Raw genomic sequence first — 17,193 nt, 5'->3', positions numbered from 1 at the left:
ATAGCCTTAAGAGGGTTATAATACCAACATTCTTTGTCTGTCAGGAGTTTTTTGTAATGATAAGAAGTATTGCTGTATCCGGAATGATCGCTGCTTTGTATACTGCACTCACCGTGGCGCTTTCTCCGCTTTCATTCGGCCCCGTCCAGTTCAGGGTCGCTGAGGCGCTGACGCTGCTTCCTTTTTTTATGCCAGAAGCGATCCCTGGGCTTTTTATCGGCTGTTTTCTTTCAAACATTGCAGGAGGGTTCGGCCTGATAGATATAGTTATAGGAAGTGCGGCGACTCTTGCTGCCGCATGGCTGACATATAAAATGCCCGGGATATGGCTTGCTGCCGTTCCTCCGGTGGTTATAAATGCACTGGCTGTAGGTACATATCTTGGAGTTATTACAGATACTCCTGTGCTCTATTCGATAATATACATTGGCATAAGCCAGGCGGTTATTTGTTTCGGAATTGGAATACCGCTTTGCATGCTTCTTGCATCACGCACAGAAATATTTGATAAAGAGATCCTCGAAAAAAAGAATTTGAAGAAGTGGATAACAGTAAATAAGAAGACTAATTCCTGACAGCAGTTCTTACCCCGATAAAAATCAGCACCAGACCGACAAGAATATTTAGTATAAGGGTGACAGATGACGGCAGGAAACTTCCTGTAAGTGTCCCAGCTATTGCGGTCATCGACATGAATACGAGGGTTGAAAGTATCGCTCCGAAACCGAAATAGGATACTTCTCTGCCGCTCATTTCTCCGCTTGCCGCTTTTGCAGAGAATACTCCCGCCCAGAAAATGATCGTAAGGGGGCTTGAAAGGGTAAGGAGGAGTGCTTTGATAAAGGCACTCTCCGAGTTTGTCCTGGTTAACGTTCCGAAGCCCGGTATTATGTGTATTTCAAAAGACCCGAGAATGGAAGATATCCCAAAGAGTATTATCACCGCTGCCCCGAGATATTTGAAAATATACCTGGCAGACGAACTCCTTTCTATCAATGCTCCGATTCCAAGTATTGCTGCTGTGACGTAAAAAAGATCGGCCAGCGTTACAGCCAGAACAGCTGCCTCAGCGGCCCAAAACCCTGACGAAGCTGCTGTCTGGAATATAAAAAGACAGACAGGTCCAACTGCAACCTGCAAAAGCGTCCCGAACCTGAAACCCTTCCAAAGTAGCTGATACATTTTGTGCACATCCTTTAAATAAATGTTATTAATTATATGACTACAAAGACAATGTCTCAAATAAAAATGAGAGACCGATAATTCCGTCTCTCATTTTTATTTTGAGCAATTGTATGCGGTGTAGTTAACCTCCGCTGATGTTGTGTATTACCTGTACGTTTGCTCCGTCGGGGATCAGATGTGTGGGAAAATCTTTTTTTTCGACCGGTCGGTCGTTGATCCACACAGACAGCATCCTGAAAGTATAATTCTCTCTCGCCAGGAGTTGCTTAACTGTGAGGCCTTCTTCCCATTCTGACTGGTTCCCGTTTACCGTTATCATTTATATTGCTGTCCTTATGCTTCCTCGAATTCATCTTCCGGCTTGAGGTGTTTCTCAAGTAGAGCAACAACTTCCGGATAATCGATGCCAAGGCGTTTCACCGTCTTGAGTGTCGGTATGCCGTTCTTGTTCCATCCGCGGCGTTTGTAGACAGCAGCCTTGAGTTGTTCCCACTGTGCGCGGCGGTGCTTCTGGAGAAGGGTGATTTTTTCTTTGACTGATTTGCCTTCTATCTCCTCACCGAACTCCTTAAGCTTGGCGTCAAAATAGTCGGGCCTTGCCATCCATTCGTCTTCCCAGACAGGGCCGAGTCCGCGGTCAGGAGCTTCATGGAACTTAGAAGTACCCTTGCCCATGCGGAGGTTGAATATCCGTTCAAAGTTGTAAACCTTTTCAGACTGAAGGATCATTCCGTCCCTGTCGAGCGGCTTGCCAGTAATGGCTGTGTATATGTTGAGGTAGTTGTTAAGGTGCTCAGGTACCCTTGCAGCCTCAATGCCCTTATATTTGATGCTGTTGTCGACAGGTTCGATGTCGTTCCATGGCAGCTTGCAGAGACCGTGGAGAGAGAACCACAGACGGAAGCAGGGGAAGAAGTAAAGGGCCTCGGCCTTGTCCTCGTATGTCGGCAGCTGTTTGTTGACCATGTCCATGAAGATGAGCCATGCTTCGTCATGCTGAGGGCCTTTAAGCGTGAGGAAGTATCCTCCCCACTGAGCCATTGACTCCTGGCATCTGTACTCGGAAGCTTCCAGTCCCTGGCATACCATTCCGATCTTTTTCATTACTTCAAGATCTGCGCCGTAGTTCTTTGAGTAGTACTCACGTGCAGCTTCGATACCCCAGCCGGTCGCAACCGCAAAATCATCAGCTGCGTTGGCTATACGGTGTATCAGCTCCATCAGATCTTTCTTGTTGCCGAAAGTCATCTCAAGGCCATGTGTATTTTCTTTGTTAATGAGCCCGAGTTCATAGCATTCACATACCCATGCCATTGTTGTTCCGAGGGAGATCGTATCAAGTCCATAATGGTCGGCATAGAAATTGGCTTCTATTGTCCAGTGAGGATCGAAAATGCCTACGTTCGACCCCAGGCCTGCAGCTGTCTCATATTCGGGTCCGTCTACAACTACTTCTTTGCCCTTCCATGGTCCGGTCTGAAGGGGGAAGTGGTCTACAGCCTTAGCGCATGCCAGTGAGCATCCGTACCAGCAGCCGTCTGCAGTTCCCTGGCTGAAGAGCTTGATGTATTCGTGTGAGCTGATGTTGCCTATGTCTTTATGGCTTCCGTACTTGTAATTGTGGACAGGAAGGAGTTCGTAGTCGTCCATGATTTCAGTAAGGTGGGCTGTACCGGCAGCGCGCATCTGACACTGCTCGTTGTCATGGTCATGGATGCGCTTGTGCAGGCTGGCTCCAGCTTTCATTATTGTTTCGACGTCGACTGGGTCATTTTCAATTCCTGTGAACTTCGTGCGTTTAACGACTATTGCTGCAATGTTTTTATCGCAGAGAACGGTTCCGCCGCCGCCGCGTCCGGCCTGCTTAAGTCTTACGGCCTTTCTGCGGACGTCATAGAAGCTGAAATTAAGACCTACTATATAGCTGGTCTTTGCTGCCATACCTGTTGAGATAACGGATATGGTGCGTTTGTCCTGTTCGTCTTTTGCAAAATAGTCGTGCAGTTCTTCAGAGATATAGTATGCGTTGTTGTCTTCAAGGGTAGATTCAAAGATCTGTACTTTGAAATTATCTCCGTCGATAAAGACTACAACCGGTCTGTCTGCTTTTCCCTGGACTTCAAGGGCGTCAAACCCCGAGAATTTAAGGAAAGGACCAAAGTATCCTCCGGCATTGCTGTTGTACGTCTGTTTTGTCGCAGGTGAAAGGAATACAGTGTATGACTTTCCTGTGCCGGGATACTGTGTGATCCCGCAGAAGGGACCGCCGGCAATGACAAGTTCGTTTTCGGGATCATCCCACTTTGTGCCTTCTTTTACTGCGTCCCAAAGCAGTTTAAGACCGAAGCCGCGTCCGCCGGTAAAATTCTCTTTCATGTCCTCGGATACAGGCCGTTTTTCAAACTTGTAGTTTCCGTCTTTATTTCCAAGTCCTACGTAAAGAGTCTCTCCTGCGTAACCTCTGTGGATCTTCGCAGGTTCGTATGACCATTCCGATAAAAGTTTCATCTCTTTCATTTCCATTTTTGTCACTCCTTCTTACTTTGATTCCGGTGTGGTAAGGAGCTCAAGTGCTCCTGTGGGGCATGCCTTGGCACAGATGCCGCAGGAAATGCACTTGAAAGGCTCGGTCTGCTTCGCAGCATTGAAGAACATGCTTGCAGAGGGACAGAAACCCACACACATAAGACAGGATGTGCACTTGTCTTTACGTACCTGTACGATGCCGTTTGCGTCACGCTCAAGCGCCTTCGTCGGGCAGATTTCTATGCATGCGCCACACTGATTGCACACATTGATATTAGGATAAGTGGCTTTGTTTTCGATTTTGATCCTGGACAGTGCTGGATTGTCTTCTTTAAACCACGCTTTGGAACATGCGGACATGCATTCTCCGCACTGTACGCATTTTTCCGTTCTTAACTGAAGTACTTTCACACAAAATCCCTCCTGATATTATTATTACGATCTCTAAGGCCAACGATCCAATAAACAGAATGCTGACCTTCCCCAATATCAAAATTTTAACATATATTCCATAATGTTGTGCAAGATTTCACTATTTTTATCCCATAATTATGGTTTTGCTCACTTTTGTTCACAAAAAAACAGAGGATAATAAGGCGGCGGGTCATCGGAACATCGTTGCCAGATCTAGATGCCCGTCGTTTTGACAGAATTAAAGTATATTAGATGTAAGACGAAGTAATATTTTTAGATTTCTGACTCACTTGCGACCATTAGTTCAGAAAAAAGAAAAACATCCTGCTGACCTTACAGGGCAGATAGCATTTGAACAAACAAAAAAGACAATTTGTCCTTAAGTTAAAAACCATTTGGAAATAATATTCCCCCGTTCCCTCGCCGATCAGTTTAAATGAAATATCATAAATGAAATATCTTCTTGCCAAAGATCGAACTTGCTGATAAAATCCACTTCGTTGCAAGCTTGATTCAATCAATATCAATATTCAGATGTCGGGGTGGCGGAACTGGTAGACGCGCTGGATTCAGGATCCAGTGGGCTAGCGCCCATAGGGGTTCAATTCCCCTCCTCGACACCAATCAAATCAAAAACAGGCGACACCTGTCTATTGACAGTTGTCGCTTTTTTGCTATAATACCCATTTGTACGATTGTACATTCTTACCAAATATTCCAATCAGGGAGGTTGCTCCCATGCAGGCTAAGACTCCATCAGGCAAGGCTTTTGAGCAGCGCAAGGTTTTTGGAAAGGAAAAAAATCTAATCGCTCTACCGGATCTTGTTGAAGTCCAGCGCAATTCATATCAGTGGTTTTTCCAGTCTGATACTGATCCTGACGTTAGGAATTCACAAGGTCTGCAGGAACTTTTCGATGAGGTTTTTCCTATCGAAAGTTATGACGGTTCATTCGCCCTTGAATTCGTAAGATACTATGTTGATCCGGTGGTTATGAGTCTGGATGAGGCGCGTAGCAGGGACCTTACATGGTCGAGACCTCTGCGTGCGACGATTCGGCTGGCCAACAGGAAGACACGCGAGATCAAGGAAGAGGAAATCTACCTCGGTGATTTCCCTGCAATGACAGAAAGAGGAACTTTTATAATCAACGGCACTGAGCGTGTCGTTGTTAATCAACTTGCAAGATCGGCAGGCGTTTATTTAAGCGCTGAATTAGGCATCCCCGGACAGGAATCATTTTTGGCAAAACTGATACCGGATCGCGGAGCATGGATAGAATTTGATCTTGCACCCGGTGAAGTGCTCTCAGTTAAGATCGACAACAGGAAAAAAATACCTGTCACTTTGATGCTGAGAGCTTTTGGCATTCAGACCACGGATGAGCTTCTGTCACTTTTCGGAGCCAAGGAAGTAGAAAGAGACCTCGTTGAAGATGAAGTAAAAGGAATGCTCCTTGCAGAAGCTATAGTATCAGGCGAGGGTGACGGGGCTGTTGCTATCCCGAAGAACAAAAGGCTTACTAAAGAGGATCTTGAGGCACTTTGGGAAAGCGGCCGGACAAAAATCTGGGTATGGGATGTAGATCCAGCCATATCTGCCACTATCGAACGAGACAACACAACCACCCCGGATGCGGCAATGCTTGAACTTTTCCGTAAACTAAGGCCAAATGAACCGGCCCGTATGGAAAATGCCAGAGAATATATCAACAGTATTTTCTTTGATCCCCGCAGATATAATCTCGGGAGGGTCGGAAGGTACAAGATCAACAGAAGGCTGAACCTTGATACTCCAAGTACAGAACGCCTTCTTTCAGTTGAAGATATAGTCGCGATAATAAAAGGTTTGATCAGGCTCCGCGAAGGAAACGAACATATGGATGACATCGATCATCTTGGGAACAGAAGGGTCCGGGCCGTTGGAGAGCTTCTCCAGAATCAGGTAAGGATCGGTCTTCTTAGGATGGAAAGGATAGCAAGGGAACGTATGACAACGACTCCTGATCTTGCTACCGCGATGGCCAAGGACCTTATCAATGTTAGGCCCATATCTGCTGCACTGAGGGAATTTTTTGGTTCAGGACAGCTTTCTCAGTTTATGGATCAGACCAACCCTCTTGCCGAGCTTACGCACCGTCGCCGTCTCTCCGCTCTCGGCCCCGGTGGCCTGAGCAGAGAAAGAGCAGGATTTGAAGCTCGTGACGTCCATCATACCCACTATGGAAGGGTCTGTCCTATAGAAACGCCTGAAGGGCCTAATATAGGACTGGTAACTTCCCTTGCGACTTTTGCAAGGATCAACGAGTACGGCTTTCTTGTTTGTCCCAGGAGAAAAGTGGTAAACGGGATGCTGACCGATGAGATAGTTTACCTTTCTGCGGACGACGAAGATGAGTACTATGTCGGACGTGCTGATACGCCAATTTCTGACGAAGGACACGTGTTGCCTACAGACGGCGGTACAGGAATATATGTCAGACATCATGACAACACTATAGAGATACTGCCGGAACAGCTGCAGTATATGGACATATCACCAAAGCAGATAGTTTCGATATCAACTGCTTTGATCCCATTCCTTGAACATGACGACGCGAACAGGGCATTGATGGGATCCAACATGCAGAGACAGGCTGTGCCTCTTGTTTTCCCCGATTCACCTATAGTGGGTACAGGGATAGAACATCGCATTGCGAAGGACTCAGGGTCATGTTCTGTTTCAAGAAGGGCAGGCACGGTCACATATGTAGATTCCGACCGTATTGAGATTACGACGGAAGACAATGACAAAGATATCTATACAATGCCCAAATTCAGACGCTCCAATCAGGGTACCATTATCCACCAGAAGCCTATAGTTGCAAATGGTCAGCGCATAGAGGCCGATGAGGTTATTGCTGACGGTCAGGCATGCTACGGGGGAGAACTTGCTCTGGGAAGAAATGTTGTGGTTGCTTTCGTATGTTGGGAGGGCTACAACTTTGAAGACGCCATACTTCTCAGTCAAAAACTGGTCAAAGAAGATTTTTACACTTCTATACATATCGAAGAATATGAAGTCGAGTCACGTGATACTAAACTCGGTCCTGAAGAGATTTCAAGAGATATACCGAACGTTGGAGAGGATGCTCTTAAAAATCTTGACGAAGATGGGATTGTCAGAATAGGTGCGGAAGTCAAGGCCGGAGACATCCTTGTAGGCAAAGTAACGCCTAAGGGAGAGTCAGACCAGTCTCCTGAAGAAAAACTTTTAAGAGCAATATTCGGAGAAAAGGCCCGCGAAGTTCGTGACACCTGTTTGAGAGTTCCCCATGGTGAGGGCGGAAAAGTAGTAGAGATCAAAAGGCTTTCGAGGGATAAGAACAGCGAAGACATGAGTCCCGGAGTAAACGAAGTTGTAAAGGTCTATGTTGCTCAGTTCCGCAAGATCACAGAGGGTGACAAGATGGCTGGACGTCACGGAAACAAGGGTGTTGTTTCAAGAATCATGGCAGAAGAAGACATGCCATATCTTTCAGATGGTACGCCTGTTGACGTTGTCCTTAACCCTCTTGGAGTTCCGAGCCGAATGAATCTTGGTCAGGTTCTCGAGACTGTAATGGGTTTTGTCGCTATGCAGAATGGCTGGAAGGTTGTGACCCCTGTATTTGAGTCTGCGACAGCAGAAGACCTGATGCCTTATGTTAAAAAAATACAGGAAACTAAATATCCCGAGATGAGAGACGACTGCAAGATAACTCTTTACGATGGCAGAACAGGGGAACCAATGGCAAACAAGGTAGCGGTCGGAGTAATGTACATGCTCAAACTGATACACCTTGTCGACGACAAGATCCATGCACGTTCGATAGGGCCTTACAGCCTGATTACGCAGCAGCCTCTGGGAGGTAAGACCCAGTTCGGAGGCCAGAGGTTCGGTGAAATGGAAGTCTGGGCTCTTGAAGGATATGGAGCCGCACACATGCTCCAGGAAATGCTTACTGTCAAATCCGATGACATCAGAGGAAGGCTTAAGACTTACGAACGAATAGTTAAGGGTGAAAATCTTGCCAAGCCCGGTGTCCCTGAAAGTTTCAGGGTGCTTATCAAAGAGCTTCAAGGACTTGGTCTGGATGTTGAGATTAAATACTCAGACGGGTCATTTGGAGAGCTTGTGCTTTCAGAAGAAGACGATGACAGCGGCAGGGAATCAAGGCGTCATGTGTCATTCAAGCCTGATTCTACAGTGGACAGCCTTGAGGAAGATTTTGGTTTGAGCCGCCCATCAAAAGTAACAATAGACAACGATCTCTTCCATGAACATGCGGCAGAATACAGTCCGTTAGAGCTGCACGAGACAGATGCAGATAAAGAAGCTGAAGTGCTCAGGGATGGGGATACGGATCTCTTTAGTGATGTTGCTCCTAAAAAGGTCGACCAGGGGGATGATATCTAATGGCTAACGTAAATCGCGAAATCGCCGGAGTAAGGACAAAACTATCCTCTCCCGGAAGGATCAGGGAGCTTTCGAGCGGTGAAGTGAAAAAGCCTGAAACTATCAATTACAGGACGCTCCGGCCGGAAAAAGACGGACTTTTCTGTGAACGAATATTTGGTCCTACCCGCAGTTATGAATGCGCCTGTGGAAAATACAAAAGAAGTGGCCCCAAGTTCAGGGGAGTTGTCTGTGACCGCTGCGGAGTAGAGGTCACAGATAACCGCGTTCGCAGAGAGAGAATGGGACACATTGAACTTGCAGCTCCGGTGGTACATATTTGGTATCTCAGAGGTATCCCTAGCAGGCTTAGCCTGTTGCTGGGAGCTTCTACAAAAGAGCTCGAAAAGGTGGTCTATTTTGCTCCCACACGCCGGAGGGAGAAGGTCTATAAGGTGGTAAGCGAAGGCCGCAGAATAGATCTTGCCCGCAGGGGCAAGCTCATATCGGCTTCTGAAGAGCGTATCCACCGTTTTTACGATCCCAAGTTCAAAGCAGAAGAGGCCTTCCGGATCACAAAGGTTGAAGAGATAAACGTTGACGAGGGTGATGTAATAACTGCGTCCCAAGTCAACCGTATCCTCAGTGAGTACGGTGACGAACTCTTCAAGACAGAGCCTGCGTACCGTATGTTCAAAGAAGGTGACGAGCAGGTATCCAATGCCATCATCGCTGAATCAAAGATCAAGGCGATGAAAGAGGCAGACAGTGAGCTTAAATTTGAAAGGGCGGTCCTGAACAATCAGGATGCCTTCATAGTGACTTCTGTCGTCCATCTGCCTTTTGTAAAGAATGATGTTATTTCCGAAAGTGAATACAGACTTTACAACCAAAAGTACCCAAAACGCTTCCAGACGGTAGAAGAGACAGAGACCCTGGAAGACCCGTGCTATATCGTTATCAATGGTGGAGAGTCCCCTTTCGACAGAGCCGACATAATCCTTGAGAGGGAAGAGACTATTTGTGCGGCCTACGACAAAACCTTCGGAGCAGGGATCGGAGCGGAAGGTGTATATACACTTCTGGAACAGATGGATATCGATTTACTTGTCTCCTCACTTAGGGAAGATATTGCGGAGTGCTCAGGCCAAAAGAAGCGGAAACTGGTCAAGAGACTCCAGGTCGCTGAAGATTTCAGAAAGAGCGACAGCAAACCTGGATGGATGGTTCTTTCTGTTCTGCCGGTAATTCCCCCGGATCTTCGCCCGATGGTTCAGCTGGACGGAGGACGTTTTGCAACTTCCGATCTGAATGACCTTTATCGAAGGGTCATCAACAGGAACAACCGTCTTCGCAAGCTTCAGGAGCTAAAAGCGCCTGAGATCATAGTGCGCAATGAGAAGAGGATGCTGCAGGAATCTGTTGACGCGCTAATAGACAACGGACGCAGGGGCAAGGCAGTGCTTGGAGCAGGCAATAGGCCGCTAAAAAGTCTGACAGACCTGCTCAGAGGTAAAAAAGGACGTTTCCGCCAGAACCTGCTTGGCAAAAGGGTGGACTATTCAGGACGCTCTGTCATAGTAATAGGGCCAAGTCTGAAATTATACCAGTGTGGCCTTCCTAAACAGATGGCGCTTGAGCTTTTCAAGCCTTTTGTGATGCATAAGCTTGTAGAAAGCGGTCTTACTCCAAATGTCAAGAGTGCAAGAAGGTTTATAGAACGAGGCAGAGACGAAGTTTGGGGAATACTGGAAGGGATAATCAAAGACCATCCTGTTATGCTCAACCGTGCGCCTACCCTTCACAGGCTTGGAATACAGGCATTTGAGCCTGTCCTCATCGAAGGAAAGGCAATAAGGCTGCACCCTCTGGTTTGTACTGCTTTCAACGCAGACTTTGACGGAGACCAGATGGCCGTTCACGTGCCGCTTTCGCTGGAGGCTCAGACTGAGGCCAGAGTGCTTATGCTTTCCTCAAACAACCTCCTCTCTCCTGCCAGCGGGAAACCTGTAGTCATACCGACACAGGACATAATCCTTGGTGTTTTCTTCCTGACCAGCATGAGAAACGGACTTAAGGGAGAGGGACTCCACTTCTCTGATGTTGAGGATGTTATGTCATCTCTTGATCATTCAATTGTCAACGTTAACTCGAAGATCAGACTGAAAGCTGACCCTGAATGGAAATGTGAAACAGTTGACGGAAAGTGGATAGAAACATCACCGGGCCGTGTGCTCTTTAATTCTGCACTTCATCCGGATCTGAGATACATCAACAAAACCATAAATAAAAAAGAGATGGGCTCACTTTTGGATACGGCATACGACAAGGTAGGACAGACCGCTATGGTCGAGATGCTTGACGAGATAAAGACGCTCGGGTATCGCTGGTCGACATACAGCGGCATAAGCCTTGGAGTCGGGGATGTAATAGTGCCTCCCGAAAAGAAAGAGATACTGGATGTGACGCTTGTACAGGAAGAGGATCTTACTTCACAGTTCGAAATGGGAATACTTACCGAAGACGAGTACATGAGACAGAAGGATATCCTCTGGTCTGACGCTGGACGTCGCATTGCTGATAAGATCATGGACAGCATGAAGGACACCAACCCTTTGAAGATAATGGTAGATTCAGGAGCTCGAGGTTCACGCGGGCAGGTGGCCCAGATGGCCGGAATCCGCGGCCTTATGGCAGACCCTTCCGGAAGGATCATTCGTTATCCTATAGTAGCAAACTTCAAAGAGGGTCTCAATACGCTCGAATACTTCATTTCCACGCACGGAGCAAGGAAAGGGCTTGCCGACACAGCTCTCCGTACAGCAAAATCTGGCTATCTTACCAGACGCCTTGTTGATGTAGCCCAGGACCTGATAATAATGGAAGAAGACTGCGGTACTGAGTTTGGCGTTGAAATACGCCCTCTCCTCCAACAGGATGGTAAGGCTACTATTTCCATGTCTGAGCGACTCACGGGAAGGACCAGCCTCCGGGATATTCCACATCCGGTTACAGGTGAACCTTTGCTTGTTAGGGATGAAGAGATATCAGCTGAAAAAGCAGAGTACATTGAATCTATTGGCATAACTTCAGTCTGGGTACGCAGCCCTCTTACATGCGGTTTGAGGCATGGTATATGCAGAGCCTGTTATGGCAGGGATCTTGGAACGAGGAAAAGGGTAGCGATAGGAGAATCTGTCGGAGTCGTTGCAGCTCAGTCTATCGGTGAACCTGGAACACAGCTCACAATGAGGACCTTCCATACAGGAGGAGTTCGTCAGTTTACAGGAGAAGACATTACTCAGGGTCTTCCAAGGATAGAACAGCTTTTCGAAGTCCGCAGACCCAAAAAGGTTGCCATTCTTGCTGAAGTTGGAGGGACCCTCCTTGAGATCAGGGAGATGGATGGCAAGAAAAAACTGATCATTGGTGTAGTCAAAGAAGACGGATCTGAGGAAAGGATCTCCTATAATATCCCGGCATCCCAGAACCTGCTCTCAGGAATAGAAGAGGGATGTACTATATCAAAGGGAATGTTATTGACGGAGGGATACATTGATCCTCAGCAGCTCTTGGAAGTAGAGGGTCTTGAGGCGGTACAGCATTATCTGCTTGACGGTATCCAGGAAGTTTACCGGTCACAGGGTGTCTCGATTAATGATAAACACATTGAGACTATACTGCGCAAAGTTGCGCCGGTGAACCGTGTTCGGGTATTGGAAGAAGGAGACAGTTCTTTTGTTTCTGGTGAGCTGGTATGGAAAGAAGACCTTGAGGATAGCGTCAGGGTGATCTCGGATCAAAATCAGGCTTCTCTGGATGAATCATACAATTTCCTCAGGGACTGTAAAATAGTTGATGCGCCGGGAGATATTATCAAAAAAGAAAGTGATGCCCCGGATCAGATAACAAAGGCGGCGCTCGGAGAGATGCTAAAGCCGGGTGGAGCAGCAGGGGAACTTTTGGTCCAGGATAAGGACGGCGAACTGCGCGTAGTATTGGGAGACGCAAGCTTCCGAAGGGCTACGGAAGGGCTTGAGCTTATTAAGGAATTAACGTATGAAGGACATGACGAAGTTATTATCAAAGCCGGGACCAGACTCTCAGCAACAGACCTTGCAAAGATCGTTGCTATGCCTCCGCGGCCGATGCTGGTAAGGGATACTAATGTCCTTGACGAGAGCGAAGACGCGGCATGGTTTGCTGCCGATGTTGAGAAGGACGGCAAAGTGATCATTCCTATGGATGCGCTGGTCGACTCCCTTGCAATAAAGACATTGAGTGCAAACAACATTAACGAAATAAAACTTTGGAAATCACCTGAGCATATCAACCTGACCGATTCGATGCATCATGTTCTGATCGAGCATTACTTTGGCAAACCGCTTACACAGGCTATTAACTCTGATGGGGAGGTAATCGAAAATATCATCCACAGCATTGATGGTTCAATTGTCAGGGGAATAGTCGAAGGGTCTATATCGGGAATCGAAAGCGAAGGAAATATAATCACAAGGGAAAAGGTCATCAGACAGGTATTGACTGAGAGAGCGCTTGGTAAAGTTCTTCTCGAAAATGTAAAGGACGAAAAAGGAAACATTGTCGCAGAAGCAGGTCAGGAAATTACCAGTAAAGTCCTAGACAACATCGCTTCATCAGGGGCAAATGACATAACAGTTCGTCCGAAACAGGCACCTTCGGATTTCAAACAACTTATACAGAGGATATCCTTTGTAAGGCGCCTTAGAGAAGAGCCACAGTGGCGACCGGTTGTGCACGGCGTTACCAAGGCGGCACTTGCCACCGACAGTTTCCTCTCTGCAGCGTCGTTCCAGCAGACGGCCCAGGTACTTGCAGCTTCGGCTGTAAGAGGGGATGTCGATAACCTGGTAGGACTTAAGGAGAACGTAATAATAGGACTTCTGATACCGGCAGGAACGGGCATTGAGAGGTACAGGAAAGTTGAGATCACCGAAAATGCAGAACCAACGGTTTCAGTACATGCTGAAACGTTAGCATTAGCTGACAAATAACTGTTCCTAGGGTAAGTAGTTTTGCCTAAAAAATAACAATCAAATAAAATTTTCAGCGGAAGCAAAGGTGTTTATTGACACCGGAGGCTTCCGCTGTTAATATACTCTGGTGCGCCTTTGCACAGGAGGTGTTCGTGTGCCTTTAAACGAACTCGCTTCATCCAGAAGGATAGCTGGGGTAAACTCAGTTCTGAGGAAGCTTAAGGCCGATGGAGTAAGCAAGATTTTTATTTCTAAAGAAGCGGATATTCCCCTGAAAGCAGAAATATTGACAGAGGCCGCAAAACGAGGAGTGCCCGTAGAATGGGCAGAAACATCATTGCAATTGGGAAGAGCTTGCGCCGTGACAAGAAAGACTGCGGCGGCGGCACTTCTTAAAAAGTAGAAAGATATATTAATAGGGAAGGAGGGAGCTATTTGCCAACAATAAGCCAGCTTATACGTAACGGCAGAGAGGACAAGAGGCGTCGCATGAGCGCCCCTGCACTTCAGGAGAACCCACAGCGCCGCGGAGTTTGTACGCGTGTTTATACAGTTACACCGAAGAAGCCTAACTCTGCTCTCCGTAAAGTCGCACGTGTGCGTCTTACTAACGGAATAGAAGTCACTGCTTATATACCGGGTGTAGGACATAATTTACAGGAACACTCTGTAGTCCTGGTCCGTGGTGGACGTGTAAAGGACTTACCTGGTGTTCGTTATCACATAATCAGGGGAACTCTTGACTGCGGCGGCGTTGAAAACCGTCGTCAGAGCCGTTCGCTCTACGGCGCTCGCAGACCGAAGTAATTTGTATTATTAAAGGGAGGTAGGTCCTAAATGCCACGCAAAGGACATGTAAAAAAACGTATAACGCCGCCCGATTCAGTTTATGCGAACCCGGCAATTTCAAAATTCATCAACTGCCTAATGCTCGGCGGAAAAAAGAGCACGGCTGAGAGAATTTTTTATGGAGCACTGGATCTGGCTGGAAGCAGGCTTACTATCGAACCTGCAGAAGTATTTGAAAAAGCGATGACTAACGTTCGTCCGCTCGTCGAAGTACGTCCAAGGAGAGTTGGCGGAGCAACATATCAGGTTCCTGTAGAGGTTAAACCTGAAAGAGCGCAGGCTCTTGCGATTCGTTGGATCATCAATTTCTCTCGTTCACGCAAGGGCATACCAATGGTAGAACGTCTTGCCCGCGAGCTCACAGATGCCTGTAAAGGCGAAGGCGGCTCTGTAAAGAAGAGAGAAGATACGCATCGCATGGCTGAAGCAAACCGTGCGTTTGCACACTATCGCTGGTAGTAAAAAGAATAAAAATTTCAAAATAGTTTTAGTTTGGTGGTGTTGACGATGCAGGGCATCGACTTGAGTAAAGTGCGCAATATTGGAATAGCTGCGCATATAGATGCGGGTAAAACTACGACGACAGAGCGAATTCTGTTCTATACAGGCCGTAAGCACAAACTGGGTGAGACTCATGAAGGTGCTGCAACAATGGACTGGATGGACCAGGAACGTGAGCGTGGTATCACGATCACATCTGCCGCGACTACCTGTTTCTGGGGCGATTGCCTTATCAATATAATTGATACACCCGGGCACGTGGACTTTACTGTTGAAGTTGAGCGCTCTATGAGAGTACTTGACGGGGCAGTATCCGTTTTTTGTGCAGTTGGCGGAGTTGAACCCCAGTCAGAAACAGTATGGCGTCAGGCTGACAAATACCATGTTCCCAGGATCGCTTTCGTCAACAAAATGGACAGGGTAGGGGCGGACTTTTTCTCCGTTGTAGACCAGATGCGCAAGCGTCTTGGTGCGAGAGCTGTTCCTATTCAGATACCAATTGGTGTGGAAGACGGTTTTGCCGGAATGGTGGACCTCGTAGCCAGAAAAGCGATAATCTATGATGACATGCTTGGAACAGAATTTCATCTTGCAGAAGTACCTCCTCAGCTTGAAGAAGAGGTAGAGATTGCCAGGTCTGAAATGATAGAGAACCTTTCTGATTATGATGATGAAATGATGCGCCTCTATCTTGAAGGCCAGGAAGTCCCCGAAGACATGATCAGAAGGACCATCAGAAAAGCAGCGATAGGTCTCAACATAGTACCGGTCATGTGCGGTTCGGCATTTAAAAACAAAGGTGTGCAGCCTCTTCTTGACGCAGTCGTCGCATATCTTCCAAGCCCGTTGGACATGCCTCCGCTCATAGCTCACGATCCTGACGACTTAGAAAAAGAGATATTGATCCATCCTTCCGCAGATGCGCCTTTTTCTGCTCTTGCGTTCAAGATCATGGTCGATCCTTTTGTCGGAAGGCTTGCTTTCTGCAGGATATATTCAGGTTCTATTGAGAACGGAATGTCTATCTACAACACAAACACAAGACGCCGTGAAAGAGTAGGCAGGATACTCAGGATGCACGCAAACAAACGTGAAGAACTGGAGAACGCACAGGCAGGGCTTATAGTTGCAATACCGGGACTCAAACAGGTACGTACGGGGGATACGCTTTGCGATGAAAAAGACCCCGTACTTCTTGAGAACCTTATATTCCCTGAGCCCGTTATCTCGCTTTCCGTTGAGCCAATGAGCAAGGCAGACCAGATCAAACTTGCAAAAGGACTTGACGCTCTTTCTGAGGAAGATCCGACTTTCCATGTTGCAGTAAATGAGGAAACGGGCCAGACGCTGATAAGCGGAATGGGCGAACTGCACCTTGAGATTATTGTTGACAGGCTCCGCAGGGAGTTCAATGTAGAGGTAAAGGTAGGACGCCCGCAGGTCGCTTACAGAGAAGCTATAAAGAAACCCGCAAGGGCCCAGGGCAAGTTTGTTCGCCAGTCCGGAGGTAAGGGACAGTACGGGGACGTAGTCCTCGAAGTTGAACCTCTTGCCGGAGGAAGGGGCTTTGAATGGGAAGACCGTATAATTGGCGGTTCTGTACCGAAAGAGTATATTCCGGCAGCCCAAAAAGGTGTTGAGGAAGCTCTTAATAACGGAATTCTTGGCGGCTACCCGGTAATAGGGATTAAGGTCGCGATAGTCGATGGAAGCTACCATGAGGTCGACAGTTCCGAAATGGCTTTCAGAATTGCCGGATCCATGGCGATCAAAGAAGCTATTAAAAAGGCTGACCCGGTTCTTATGGAGCCAATAATGGATGTTGAAGTGGTAGTGCCTGAAGAATACATGGGTGATGTCATGGGAAACATCTCGTCAAGAAGAGGTAAAATTTCTGAAATGGGTTCAAGAGCCAATGCCAGGATAGTCAAAGCTTTTGTTCCTCTTGCAGAAATGTTCGGTTACGCAACGGACCTCAGGAGCAAGACGTCAGGAAGAGCTTCGTATACGATGACATTTGATCATTATGACGAAGTACCGAAAAGCGTAGCGGAAGAACTTCTGAAAATATAGCAAACGATCTAACAAACAGGAAATATCTAAAGGAGGCAAGACAGAAATGGCAAAGGAGAAATTTGTAAGAAACAAGCCGCATCTAAACATAGGAACGATAGGCCATATTGACCATGGTAAGACGACTCTTACAGCGGCGATCACGAAGACGCTTGCGAGACATGGCGGAGCGGACTTTACGCCGTTCGACATGATCGACAAGGCTCCGGAAGAG

12 protein-coding genes and 1 tRNA gene are annotated in these 17,193 nt (G+C 47.2%); 9 read left to right on the top strand and 4 right to left on the bottom strand.

Going from position 1 to position 17,193, the window contains the following annotated elements:
• Positions 1-56 precede the first annotated feature (56 nt).
• Positions 57-575: a QueT transporter family protein gene (locus CVV54_05305; GenBank protein ID PKL04299.1), complete on the top strand. Its 519-nt coding sequence runs from the start codon at positions 57-59 to the stop codon at positions 573-575.
• Here the strand turns inward: CVV54_05305 and CVV54_05300 are convergent.
• From CVV54_05300 to CVV54_05285, 4 genes are all read right to left on the bottom strand, one after another.
• Positions 565-1,182: a lysine transporter LysE gene (locus CVV54_05300; protein ID PKL04298.1), complete on the bottom strand. Its 618-nt coding sequence runs from the start codon at positions 1,180-1,182 to the stop codon at positions 565-567. The two genes, CVV54_05305 and CVV54_05300, sit on opposite strands and share 11 nt — an antisense overlap.
• Positions 1,183-1,306: 124 nt before the next feature.
• On the bottom strand, positions 1,307-1,504 hold the full coding sequence (thiS, locus tag CVV54_05295) for a thiamine biosynthesis protein ThiS (protein PKL04297.1): 198 nt from the start codon (positions 1,502-1,504) through the stop codon (positions 1,307-1,309).
• Between the two features lie 14 nt (positions 1,505-1,518).
• Positions 1,519-3,702, bottom strand: a complete 2,184-nt coding sequence (locus CVV54_05290) for an aldehyde:ferredoxin oxidoreductase (GenBank protein PKL04543.1) — start codon at positions 3,700-3,702, stop codon at positions 1,519-1,521.
• A 21-nt stretch (positions 3,703-3,723) separates the two neighbouring features.
• Entirely contained in the window at positions 3,724-4,122 is a 399-nt protein-coding gene (locus tag CVV54_05285; GenBank protein ID PKL04296.1) for an aldehyde:ferredoxin oxidoreductase, read from the bottom strand.
• A 539-nt stretch (positions 4,123-4,661) separates the two neighbouring features.
• Here CVV54_05285 and CVV54_05280 point away from each other — a divergent pair.
• From CVV54_05280 to tuf, 8 genes are all read left to right on the top strand, one after another.
• A tRNA-Leu gene (locus CVV54_05280) sits at positions 4,662-4,748 on the top strand.
• A 115-nt stretch (positions 4,749-4,863) separates the two neighbouring features.
• Positions 4,864-8,562 (top strand): DNA-directed RNA polymerase subunit beta, encoded by a 3,699-nt coding sequence (gene rpoB / locus CVV54_05275; GenBank protein ID PKL04295.1) that lies wholly within the window; start codon positions 4,864-4,866, stop codon positions 8,560-8,562.
• A complete protein-coding gene (rpoC, locus tag CVV54_05270; GenBank protein PKL04294.1) occupies positions 8,562-13,574 on the top strand; it encodes a DNA-directed RNA polymerase subunit beta' in 5,013 nt (1,670 codons plus the stop codon). The genes rpoB and rpoC overlap by 1 nt, the downstream gene beginning before the upstream one ends.
• A gap of 136 nt (positions 13,575-13,710) precedes the next feature.
• The gene (locus CVV54_05265; GenBank protein PKL04293.1) at positions 13,711-13,959 is read left to right on the top strand and encodes a 50S ribosomal protein L7ae; all 249 of its coding nucleotides are present in this window, start codon (positions 13,711-13,713) and stop codon (positions 13,957-13,959) included.
• Positions 13,960-13,991: 32 nt separating this feature from the next.
• Complete coding sequence (locus tag CVV54_05260) at positions 13,992-14,363, top strand: 30S ribosomal protein S12 (protein ID PKL04292.1); 372 nt, start codon at positions 13,992-13,994, stop codon at positions 14,361-14,363.
• Between the two features lie 30 nt (positions 14,364-14,393).
• Positions 14,394-14,864, top strand: a complete 471-nt coding sequence (locus tag CVV54_05255) for a 30S ribosomal protein S7 (protein ID PKL04291.1) — start codon at positions 14,394-14,396, stop codon at positions 14,862-14,864.
• Positions 14,865-14,912: 48 nt separating this feature from the next.
• A complete protein-coding gene (gene fusA, locus CVV54_05250) occupies positions 14,913-16,979 on the top strand; it encodes an elongation factor G (GenBank protein PKL04290.1) in 2,067 nt (688 codons plus the stop codon).
• Positions 16,980-17,025: 46 nt separating this feature from the next.
• Positions 17,026-17,193, top strand: a 168-nt coding sequence (gene tuf / locus CVV54_05245; GenBank protein ID PKL04289.1) for an elongation factor Tu, incomplete at its 3' end; no start/stop codon positions are given.

The sequence above is a fragment of the Synergistetes bacterium HGW-Synergistetes-1 genome, from assembly GCA_002839185.1.
Lineage (GTDB): Bacteria > Synergistota > Synergistia > Synergistales > Synergistaceae > Caenicola.
Note: the sequence above shows the minus strand (reverse complement) of the source record. Positions and strands in the feature narration are given on the sequence as shown.

What these genes read in the sequence shown, in the direction of transcription:
- fusA (PKL04290.1), top strand. Translation starts at nt 14,913, where the DNA reads ATGCAGGGCATCGACTTGAGTAAAGTGCGCAATATTGGAATAGCTGCG.
- thiS (PKL04297.1), bottom strand. Translation starts at nt 1,504, where the DNA reads ATGATAACGGTAAACGGGAACCAGTCAGAATGGGAAGAAGGCCTCACA.
- CVV54_05290 (PKL04543.1), bottom strand. Translation starts at nt 3,702, where the DNA reads ATGAAAGAGATGAAACTTTTATCGGAATGGTCATACGAACCTGCGAAG.
- CVV54_05255 (PKL04291.1), top strand. Translation starts at nt 14,394, where the DNA reads ATGCCACGCAAAGGACATGTAAAAAAACGTATAACGCCGCCCGATTCA.
- rpoB (PKL04295.1), top strand. Translation starts at nt 4,864, where the DNA reads ATGCAGGCTAAGACTCCATCAGGCAAGGCTTTTGAGCAGCGCAAGGTT.
- CVV54_05305 (PKL04299.1), top strand. Translation starts at nt 57, where the DNA reads ATGATAAGAAGTATTGCTGTATCCGGAATGATCGCTGCTTTGTATACT.
- CVV54_05300 (PKL04298.1), bottom strand. Translation starts at nt 1,182, where the DNA reads ATGTATCAGCTACTTTGGAAGGGTTTCAGGTTCGGGACGCTTTTGCAG.
- rpoC (PKL04294.1), top strand. Translation starts at nt 8,562, where the DNA reads ATGGCTAACGTAAATCGCGAAATCGCCGGAGTAAGGACAAAACTATCC.